This is a genomic window from Bradyrhizobium sp. PRIMUS42 (genome assembly GCF_023006515.1).
Classification (GTDB): domain Bacteria; phylum Pseudomonadota; class Alphaproteobacteria; order Rhizobiales; family Xanthobacteraceae; genus Bradyrhizobium.
In genome coordinates, this window is the sequence record NZ_JALBGZ010000160.1 from 1 (window position 1) to 10,394 (window position 10,394).

Below are 10,394 nucleotides of genomic sequence, written 5' to 3' on the forward strand. Positions count from 1 at the left end.
GTGCATCCCGTCACCGGGAAGCCCGGCTGGTGGGAGACGCTGGTCGGCCCCGGCCGCCCGATTGATCCCAAGCACTACTTCATCATCTGCTCCAACGTGATTGGCGGCTGCATGGGGTCGACCGGGCCCGCGTCGATCAATCCGTCCACCGGCAAGGTCTGGGGCCTGGATTTCCCTGTCATCACCATCCCCGACATGGTGCGCGCGCAGGCGATGTTGATCGACCGGCTCGGCATCGACACGCTGTTTGCGGTCGTCGGCGGCTCGATGGGCGGCATGCAGGTGCTGCAATGGACCGCCGCCTATCCTGCCCGCGTGTTCTCTGCGCTGGCGATTGCCTGCTCGACGCGGCACTCCGCGCAGAACATCGCCTTCCACGAGCTCGGCCGCCAGGCCGTGATGGCCGATCCCGATTGGCATGGTGGCGGCTATGCCGATCACGGCATCCATCCGCATCGCGGGCTCGGGGTGGCGCGGATGGCGGCACACATCACCTATCTCTCGGACGCCGCGCTGCATCGCAAGTTCGGCCGGCGCATGCAGGACCGCGAGCTGCCGACCTTCTCGTTCGATGCGGATTTCCAGGTCGAGAGCTATCTGCGCTACCAGGGCTCCTCCTTCGTCGAGCGCTTCGACGCCAACTCCTACCTCTATCTGACGCGCGCGATGGACTATTTCGACATCGCCGCCGACCATGGCGGCGTGCTGGCGAAGGCGTTCGCCGATATCAAGACCCGCTTCTGCGTGGTCTCGTTCACCAGCGATTGGCTCTTCCCGACCTCGGAATCGCGCGCGCTGGTGCACGCGCTGAACGCCTCGAGCGCGCGGGTGTCGTTCGCCGAGATCGAGACCGATCGCGGGCATGACGCCTTCCTGCTCGACGTTCCCGAGTTCTTCGACATCTCCCGGGCCTTCCTGCAATCGGCAGGCAAGGCGCGTGGACTGAAGGGTAGCTAGCATGTCGGTGCAGGAAGTCTTGCCGCTGGGCGGCGTTACGACCGGGAAGTCCGGTGATTTTCGCGCCGATCATCGGCTGGTCGCCGAGATGGTCAGGCCGGGCTCGAAGGTGCTCGACGTCGGCTGCGGCGAGGGCGATCTGCTTCAGCTTCTGGAGACCCGCGGCATCGACGGCCGCGGCATCGAGCTGTCGCGTGAGGGCGTCAACCGCTGCGTGGCCAAGGGTCTTGCGGTGGTGCAGGGCGATGCCGACACCGACCTCGTCAATTATCCGGATGACGCCTTCGACTACGTGATCCTGTCGCAGACGCTGCAGGCAACGCGGCAGCCGAGGGTGGTGTTGGAGAATCTGCTGCGCATCGGCCGCCGCGCCATCGTCTCGTTCCCGAATTTCGGCTTCTGGAAGATGCGGCTCCAGCTTCTGATCGGCGGCCACATGCCCCGCACCGAGAATTTGCCGGCGACCTGGTACGACACCGCCAACATCCATTTCTGCACCATCAAGGATTTCGTGCAGCTCTGCGACGAGATCAACGTCAAGATGGAGCGCTCGGTCGCACTCGATCTCTACGGCCGCCCGGTGCCGCTGAACCTGCCGTGGTGGGTGTGGAACATGTTCGGCGAGCAGGGCGTGTTTTTGCTGAGCAGGGGCGGCGGGAAATCGTAGTTTCTCGTCATTGCGAGGAGCCCTTGCGACGAAGCAATCCAGACTGTTTCCACGGAGGTAGTCTGGATTGCTTCGCTGGCGCTCGCAATGACGGAGTAAGCGGCTATAGCGGTGCCTAATGCGCCGCCAGCGACCTCGGATCGCGCGCCGGCCAGCGGCCCACTTCCACCAGCGTCACGAACCGCTCGACGCTTTCGTTGAACAGCGCGGGCTCTTCGAGATTGAGCACGTGACCCGATTTCGGAAACATCGCCAGCCCCGCCGCGGGCAGATGCTTCTTCAGGAACAGGCTGGGCCCAACGCACGGATCGTCCTCGTCGCCGCAGATGATCAGCGCCGGCGTCGTCGCCTTCTTGATCGCATCCGTCATCGTGTAGATCGAGGGGCGGCCGCCCTGGAAGCCGCGCATCGTGCGCGCCGAACCCTTGGCGTCATGTCGTGCCAGCGCGGCGTAGAAATCGGCGTGCCCGCGCGGATCCTTCACCAGAAAGGGAATCCGGCTCGGCGCCTCGCGCGTGACTTTCGCGACCTCGGCGGAGCCCAGCGTCTCGAACTGCTCGGCATTTGCGCGGCATTGCTTGCGCCAAGCGTCGAGGTTCTCGAGTTCCGAGCCGGAGCCGACGCCGGCCAGCGTCATCGACAGCGCGCGTTGTGGCGCGTTCAATCCGATCTGGAGCGACGAGTAGGCGCCCATCGACAGGCCGACGAGATGTGCGCGCTCGATCTCGAGATGATCGAGCACCGCGAGCGCGTCGCTGTAGAAATGCGTGTAGCTGTAGACCTCGCCCTCGGGAACGTCCGACGGCGTGTAGCCGCGCGCCGAATAGGTGATGCAGCGATGGCCGCGCGACAAGTAGCGCATCTGCGGCTCCCAATTGGTGTAGTCGGCCGCGAATTCGTGCAGGAAGATGATCGGCGTGCCGCTGCCCGCTTCTTCGAAATAAAGACGGCACCTGTCCTCCGCGACGGCGTAAGGCATCGGGTTTTCTCCCTGAGGGTGTTGCGGCATTGGAATGCCGTTCTGCAGTTCACGCATGTGAGTTCTAACACCCGTTAACCTGCGCGCAAAATCTTTCAGAACGCGTCTTGATCTCGCCACATCAGGATTCTGATACGCAAAGCAGATGTCGGCCACCGCACGGGCCGATCGGGAAGTGGGGTGTCAACGAAGGATGAAGAATGTTTGAGTTGTTTGCGTCTCGCCTGTCGCGTTGTGTTGTCGCGCTGGCGATTTTCTTCGCGGCGGTTGCCTCGTTCATTTCTCCGGCCTCAGCGCGGCCGCATCATCGTCATAGCGCAGAGCGGCACGCTTACGTGCACCACGGCAGGCATCATCATTACCGCCACCATGCACGCAGCTCGCGCTTCGAGCGCGGCGCGGCGCAGTTGCAGGCGAGCGGATTCGGCAACGCTTTTGCCAGCTATGATCCGAACGCCAATAGCCCAGGCGTTGTCATGAGCGGCAATGGTGGAACGATCATTAGCGGCAGCGGTCGAATGGCCGCGAGCGGTAGCCGTCGAATGGCTATGCGCGGTGGCGGTAGCGATGGAATGGCCACGAGCGCGAACGGCGGCATCGCCGGTAGCGGCATGAGTAACGGCGGCTTCGGCGGTGGATCGGGCCTCGTCTCGGAGGCGCGCCGCTATGTCGGCAGCAATCCGACCGGGCGCGGCAGCCTGTGGTGCGCGCGCTTCATGAACATGGTGCTGCAGCACACCGGCCATCAGGGCACGGGATCCGACATGGCGAGCTCGTTCGCGCGTTACGGCACGCGCGTTTCCGGTCCGCAGGTCGGCGCAATCGCGGTGATGTCGCGCGGCGGCCGCGGCGGTCATGTCGGCATCATCACCGGCGTCGACGCGCAGGGCAATCCGATCATGATCTCCGGCAACAACGGCAATCGCGTCCGCGAGGCGCCGGTCTCGCGCGGTCGGATTTATGCGTATGTGATGCCGAACTAGCCATGGAGCCGTAGGGTGGGCAAAGGCGCGAAGCGCCGTGCCCACCAGCGGTGTGTCAGCATTCGAGAACGAAGTGGTGGGCACGCTTCGCTTTGCCCACCCTACGGCCGCTTAGATGAGCTTCGGCTCTTCCACCGCAACGGCATCGCCCACGCCGATCTCGCCACCTTCGATCACCTCGGCATAGATGCCGCAGTCCATGTGGCCGAGGTGGCGCGAGAGCGTGGGCGGGATTTCGAGATCGCGCTTGCCGGTCTCGGGATCGACATTGGTGGCAGGGCAGCGGACGATGCGCTTGACCACTTTCAGCCGGGCCTGCCCGATCGCCAGCGTCTGGCCGACGAGATCGAGCTCCGACCAGGCCGGCCAGCCCTTCACGTAGAGATTGGCGCGGAAGCGCAGCGGGTGAACCGCGGCGCCGCCCAGCATGGACTCGATGGCGCGGACACTGCCGAGATTGATGATGGAGACAACCTTGCGGGCGACATCGGAGAAGCTGTGGTCGCGGCCGGACAGCACCTTCGGAGGCCCCTTCAGCTCCCGCTGAAAGTTCTCCGTGAAGTAGCGCTCGATGGCAGCGCGCCCGGCTGCGGTCTCCAGGTCGCCGCTGGCGACGGTCTGGCCATCCCTGCGGATGGTCAACACATTGGTGGCGTCGTCGAACCGGCTGTCGAGCTCCGCGAGCCGCTCATTGCGCGCCAGCATCAGGAATTGGATTTTCGGCTTCCATTCGGGCGCATCAGGGTCGAACCCGCTCGGTCCGTTCTCGATGGCATAGCGGCGGTCCGCCGGTAGGGTTTGGCCGACCCGCAAAGGGGCGCGCGACAGGCGTTCCGGCGTCAGGCCCTTGATCGGGTAGCGGTAGAGGCCGGTGATCTCGGCAGTGTGGCTGGCTGTCATGCCGCTACTTAAGGGATTCGATCCGGACCCGCCAAGCTCGCGGATCAGCGCACGAAATTGTGAAGTCGCCTCTTTCGCATCCGCAGCCTGCTTCCCACATCTGCGTCAGGCCGGCGCAATGTCGGCAAAATACGACCGTTACCGGTTGAGAAACGTCAATGCGGTAATCGGAAACCCAATGAAGATGCCGTTTGGGGTGCCTTAGGGGCCCCGAGGGCAGGCCGAGGGACAGAAAAGATGAATATCGACAAATATACCGAACGCTCCAGGGGCTTCGTCCAGTCTGCGCAGTCGCTGGCGATGCGCGAGGGGCACCAGCAATTTTCCACCCTGCACGTGCTGAAGGTCCTGCTGGACGACAACGAGGGCCTGGCTTCCGGCCTGATCGATCGCGCCGGCGGCAATTCCCGCGCAATCCTGAAGGCGACCGAGGACGCCCTAAACAAGGTGCCGAAGGTCTCCGGCGGCGGTGCCGGGCAGATCTATCTGGCGCCCGAGCTCGCCCGCACTTTCGACGCGGCCGAAAAGGCCGGTGAGAAGGCCGGCGACAGCTTCGTCACCGTCGAGCGGCTGCTGCTCGGCCTCGCGCTGGAAAAGACCAGTGAGGCGGGCACGATCCTGAGCAAGGGCGGCGTCACCCCGCAAAACCTCAACGCGGCGATCGAGGCGCTGCGCAAGGGCCGCACGGCTGACAGCGCGACCGCCGAGAACGCCTATGACGCGCTGAAGAAATATGCCCGCGACCTGACCCAGGCTGCGCGCGACGGCAAGCTCGACCCGGTCATCGGCCGCGACGAGGAGATCCGCCGTACCATCCAGGTGCTCTCGCGCCGAACCAAGAACAACCCCGTCCTGATCGGTGAACCCGGCGTCGGCAAGACCGCCATCGCCGAAGGCCTCGCGCTGCGGATCGTCAATGGCGACGTGCCGGAGAGCCTGAAGGACAAGAAGCTGCTGTCGCTCGACCTCGGCGCGCTGATCGCCGGCGCGAAGTATCGCGGTGAGTTCGAGGAACGGCTGAAGGCCGTACTTCAGGAAGTGACCGGGAGCGAAGGCACTTTCATCCTGTTCATCGACGAGATGCATACGCTGATCGGCGCGGGCAAAGGCGACGGCGCGATGGACGCCTCCAACCTGCTCAAGCCGGCGCTCGCCCGCGGCGAGCTGCACTGCATCGGCGCGACCACGCTCGACGAGTACCAGAAGCACGTCGAGAAGGACGCGGCGCTGGCGCGGCGCTTCCAGCCGATCTTCGTCAGCGAGCCCTCGGTCGAGGACACCATCTCGATCCTGCGCGGCCTGAAGGACAAGTACGAGCAGCACCACGGCGTGCGGATCACCGATTCCGCGCTTGTGGCTGCGACGACGCTGTCCAACCGCTACATCACCGACCGCTTCCTGCCCGACAAGGCGATCGACCTGATGGACGAGGCCGCCGCGCGGCTGAAGATGCAGGTCGATTCCAAGCCGGAAGAGCTGGATTCGCTCGACCGCGAGATCATCCGGCTCAAGATCGAGCAGGAGGCCCTGAAGAAGGAAAGCGATCCCGGCTCCAAGACCCGGCTCCAGACCCTGGAGAAGGACCTCGCCGAGCTCGAGGAGAAGTCTGCGGCGCTGACGGCGCGCTGGAGCGCGGAGAAGAACAAGCTCTCCGATGCCCAGAAGCTGAAGTCCGAACTCGACGGCTTGCGTGTCGAGCTGGCCAATGCGCAGCGGCGCGGCGAATTCCAGAAGGCCGGCGAGCTGGCCTACGGCCGAATCCCCGAGCTCGAGAAGCAGCTTGGGGATATCGAGGCGCGCGAAGGCTCCGGCGAGATGATGGAGGAGGCGGTCACCGCCAACCACATCGCGCAGGTGGTCTCGCGCTGGACCGGTGTGCCCGTCGACAAGATGCTGGAGGGCGAGAAGGAGAAGCTCCTGAAGATGGAGGAGCAGCTCGGCACCCGCGTCGTCGGCCAGGCCGAGGCCGTGCGTGCGGTCGCAACCGCCGTGCGCCGTTCGCGCGCAGGCCTGCAGGACCCGAACCGTCCCACCGGCTCGTTCATGTTCTTAGGCCCCACCGGCGTCGGCAAGACCGAGCTGACCAAGGCGCTCGCGGAGTACCTGTTCAACGACGAGACCGCGATGGTCCGCCTCGACATGTCCGAATACATGGAGAAGCACTCGGTCTCACGGCTGATCGGCGCGCCTCCGGGCTATGTCGGCTATGACGAGGGCGGTGCGCTCACCGAAGCGGTGCGGCGCCGGCCTTATCAGGTGGTGCTGTTCGACGAGATCGAGAAGGCGCATCCTGACGTCTTCAACGTCCTGTTGCAGGTGCTCGACGACGGCCGCCTGACCGACGGCCAAGGCCGTACCGTCGATTTCCGCAACACGCTGATCATCATGACCTCGAATCTCGGTTCGGAGTTCCTGGTGAACCAACCGGAGGGCGAGGACACCTCGGCCGTGCGCGAGCAGGTGATGGGAATGGTGCGCGGGCATTTCCGCCCCGAATTCCTCAACCGCGTCGACGAGATCATTCTGTTCCACCGCTTGCAGCGGAGCGAGATGGGCCGGATCGTCGAGATCCAGTTCGCGCGGCTGCAGAAGCTCCTCACCGACCGCAAGATCGTGCTGAGCCTCGACGCTGCCGGTCGCGACTGGCTCGCCGCCAAGGGCTGGGATCCCGCCTACGGCGCAAGGCCGCTGAAGCGCGTGATCCAGCGCCATCTCCAGGATCCGCTCGCCGAGATGATCCTGGCCGGCGACGTCAGGGATGGCGATACGGTCGCGATCTCGTCCGAAGGCAACGTGCTGACCTTCAACGGCAAGGCACCGCAGACCGCCGAGATTGCGCAGTTCGAGGCGCCGGTGCCGAAGCGCAAGCTGAACTGAAGGACGGCAGTCAGTATCTGAAACGACAAGCCGCCCCGGAGAGGTCAGCCTCTCCGGGGCGGTTTGTTTTGCGGCTGGCCCGCTAAGTAACTGCGGATGCGAAGCCAGGCAGTTCGGGGCGTGTCAATCATCGCGGCGCAGCCTTACCGGAATATGCGCGCTACCTACAATTTTGACGCAATGCACGCAAAAGGGATGTTGTGCAAAAGATACACGGTACGCGCTTTAGCGCTCCGTGTGTGCGAATCTTCTTGAACAACCGGCCACGCCGTCGCCACAATCCTTACCGGGGAGTTAAGGGGGCGTGAGATGCGTGGCGTGGTGGCGTTGCGTCGACAGGGCATGGCAGTCGCCGTTTGTGTGTTGGCTGGCCTGCTCTTGTCGGGTTGCAAGACATTCGATGGACAGCCGGATCGACTGTATCCGGTCGCTACCGAAGTGGAGAGCGCGAAAACGGCTTTGGATGCCATGGCGCTGAGCTATAAGGACGCGACCAACGACGAGGACCGGAAGCGCCATCGCAACGAATATATAGCGCTCCGCATGTATATCATCGATGCTGAATTCACCAATTTCGAGAGTGCTCTGACAAGAGAGCGGGGGGAGTTCGGTTTTACGACAGCTTTGACGACACAGGCTCTGAGCACAGCCGGAGCGGTATTCACCCCTGCAAACACTGTCCGAACATTGAGCGCGCTTGCGGGAGGTGTGAACGCCACTCGAGGTTTTTATGATTCAGAGCTTCTGGTTAGCAAGACCATACAGATCATCCAGTCACAGATGGAAGCAAAGCGGGACGACGTTGCAGCCCGCATCATCAAGAAAGTTGACTATCCTCCGACCACCTATCCACTCGCCGCTGCGCTTCACGATCTCGAGGATTACTACCGTGCTGGAACGCTTACTGCAGGTCTGATCAAGGCGACGGCGGAAGCGGGAGACGCAGCATTAGAGGCGTCGGATAAAAAAACCGCTGCGATGGTGCTACAGGGCGGCACGTTCAACAGGAACGACCAGAATATGCAGCTCGTTCAACGTTATCTTTCTCCGGCCGATCCGAAGATTCTTACGGCTCGAACCGCGTTGTTGACCAAGTGTCTCGTGAGTGCTGGCTTCAATGCCCCTCCAGCAAACTATGCCGTCGATCCGAGCAGTACCGGCGTCAGGCTGATTATGATCAAGTGCGCCAGCGATGCGCGCGATCCCATGAAATGAACCAAGGGAGAATGTCGTATGGCTCTGTTTACCAGCCCCGCGGATTTCACAGAGGAAGACGAAGCGCAAAACAAGGTGGATCTGAAATCGCAGGTTACACTTTTTATCGGCCAGCCGACGTCGACGAAAATCGAAATCAGCAGGACCACCGAAGGTTATCACGCTGAATTTACGGGCGATAACTCTCCGACGAGTCCGGGCACTGGAGTTGATCAGGCAACGACGGCGGCCTTTGCCGCCCTTGATGACGCCTCGAAGACCAAGATCACGATGGTGAAGCAATCGAATGGAAATTGGACTGTAACCAGTTGAGCATAAAGTAAGGAAAAATCGGCGTCCCATGCACGTGGCTGCCTAACTGGGACGCCGTGTGGGAGTTCTGCGGCGGCCGATCCGTCGGCGGTCGCTACTTCTTCGTGACCTTGTAGATCGCGTTCTCCACGTCCGAGGTCACGTAGATCACCCCCGTGCCGCCAACCGCGACGCCGGTCGGAATATGTGTCGGCAGTCCGCCGGGCGCACCCACGAGGCCGATCGGGAGATTGGCCGCGATCTCGGTGATCTTGCCGCTCTCCGGTTCGATCTCGATCAGCCGCTTGGCGCCGACCTCGGCCACGATCAGCTTGCCGTCGCTCCCGCGTGCGATGCCCTCCGGCATTTTCAGCGCCTTGGCGAGCACGGTCTTTTCGCCGTTGCTGTCGATCCTGGATACGATGCCTGCAAAGGCTTCGGTGACGTAGACCTCGTCAGCCTTCCCGCCGACGAGGCCGACCGGGCCCTCGAGGTCGCCGATCAGCGTGGTGCGATCCTTGCCGTGCTCGCCCTCGACGCGCACCTTGACCAGTGACTTGGTGCCGAGCTCGGCCACCAAAATGGTGCCGTCCGCGAGCACGATCGCATCGTGCGGCGCCTTGAAGCCGTGCAGCATGTCGCGCGTTGCGCCGGTCTTGCCGTCGATCACCTGCACGGTGCCGGTGAACCAGCTCGACAGCACCACATCGTTGCCCCTCGCCGTCGCGCTCATCGGATATTCGAGCGCGGTGCCGGCGGCGTGCATGCGCGCCTTCTCGGTGACCTCGCCGGTCGCGCCGTCCACCGTGCGATAGGCGAACACGTCGGCGACGTGGATGGTATCCTTGCCGTTCTCCGAGGTGACGCCGATGCCGCCGGGCAGGGCGAGCTTGCCGATGATGACCTGCTTCGCCTGGCCGGTCGCGGGATCGACCTCCTGGATGCCGTTGTCGGCCATGTTGGAAACGTAGATGCGGTCCTTGTCGTCGATCGCGAGATTGTCCAGCGACGGCTTCAGCTGCGCGACCATGGTCTTGACGCCCGATTTGGGGTCGACCCGGACCAGCTGGCCAAGCGCGGTATCGACGACCCAGAGATCGCCCTTGGAATCGAAATTCACCGCGGCCGGGACCTTGAAGCCGTCGGCGACGACGGTCAGCTCGGCCTTGTCGACGTCGACTTTGGCGACCTGTCCCTTGAACCAGAGCGGACCGTAGAGCTTGTCGTCGGGACCGAACTCGAAGCCGTTGAGGCCGCCCATCTTCTCCATGATCTGGCGCGGTGGTTTGACGCCCTCAACGTCGATCTCATAGAGCGTGTCGCCGAGGAAAACGGTGGTGGCGTAGAGCCTGCCGTCCTTGCGGAAGGCGAGCGAGTTGATGCCGGGAAGGCCGCTGGCGAGCTTCTTGATCGGGCCGTCGCCCTTGCGCGAATAGAGATCGCCGGCGAGGAAACCGGTCCAGGCCATGGTGCCATCAGGCGCGAATGCGATGTCGTCGGCCATTCCGATCGGAGCCGGGATTGC

9 protein-coding genes and 1 pseudogene are annotated in these 10,394 nt (G+C 63.5%); 6 read left to right on the forward strand and 4 right to left on the reverse strand.

Translation table 11 applies throughout. The annotated features are described in order from the left end of the window. The coding region (locus MOV75_RS14710) for a homoserine O-acetyltransferase (protein ID WP_247006067.1) at positions 1-957 on the forward strand (957 nt) is incomplete at its 5' end. A 1-nt stretch (position 958) separates the two neighbouring features. Next, complete coding sequence (gene metW, locus MOV75_RS14715; RefSeq protein ID WP_246921938.1) at positions 959-1,624, forward strand: methionine biosynthesis protein MetW; 666 nt, start codon at positions 959-961, stop codon at positions 1,622-1,624. 115 nt (positions 1,625-1,739) lie between these two features. Here the strand turns inward: metW and MOV75_RS14720 are convergent, their stop codons facing one another. Further along, a complete protein-coding gene (locus MOV75_RS14720; protein WP_246921935.1) occupies positions 1,740-2,603 on the reverse strand; it encodes an alpha/beta fold hydrolase in 864 nt (287 codons plus the stop codon). Between the two features lie 95 nt (positions 2,604-2,698). Beyond that, positions 2,699-2,818: pseudogene (locus MOV75_RS42955) on the reverse strand (hypothetical protein); the annotation flags it as partial. On the opposite strand from MOV75_RS42955, the gene MOV75_RS14725 reads away from it, so the two are divergent. Beyond that, positions 2,804-3,586, forward strand: coding sequence for a TIGR02594 family protein (locus tag MOV75_RS14725; RefSeq protein WP_246921932.1), 783 nt, complete (start codon positions 2,804-2,806; stop codon positions 3,584-3,586). The pseudogene MOV75_RS42955 and the gene MOV75_RS14725 sit on opposite strands and share 15 nt — an antisense overlap. A gap of 111 nt (positions 3,587-3,697) precedes the next feature. Here MOV75_RS14725 and MOV75_RS14730 read toward each other — a convergent pair whose 3' ends face one another. Then, entirely contained in the window at positions 3,698-4,486 is a 789-nt protein-coding gene (locus tag MOV75_RS14730; protein ID WP_246921930.1) for an MOSC domain-containing protein, read from the reverse strand. Positions 4,487-4,723: 237 nt separating this feature from the next. Here MOV75_RS14730 and clpB point away from each other — a divergent pair, with 237 nt between their 5' ends. From clpB to MOV75_RS14745, 3 genes are all read left to right on the forward strand, one after another. Then, entirely contained in the window at positions 4,724-7,363 is a 2,640-nt protein-coding gene (clpB, locus tag MOV75_RS14735; RefSeq protein WP_246921928.1) for an ATP-dependent chaperone ClpB, read from the forward strand. Positions 7,364-7,672: 309 nt separating this feature from the next. Continuing rightward, the gene (locus tag MOV75_RS14740) at positions 7,673-8,578 is read left to right on the forward strand and encodes a hypothetical protein (protein WP_246921926.1); all 906 of its coding nucleotides are present in this window, start codon (positions 7,673-7,675) and stop codon (positions 8,576-8,578) included. 18 nt (positions 8,579-8,596) lie between these two features. Further along, on the forward strand, positions 8,597-8,890 hold the full coding sequence (locus MOV75_RS14745) for a hypothetical protein (protein ID WP_247006069.1): 294 nt from the start codon (positions 8,597-8,599) through the stop codon (positions 8,888-8,890). A 94-nt stretch (positions 8,891-8,984) separates the two neighbouring features. Here MOV75_RS14745 and MOV75_RS14750 read toward each other — a convergent pair. After that, the coding region (locus MOV75_RS14750) for a hypothetical protein (protein ID WP_247006071.1) at positions 8,985-10,394 on the reverse strand (1,410 nt) is incomplete at its 5' end.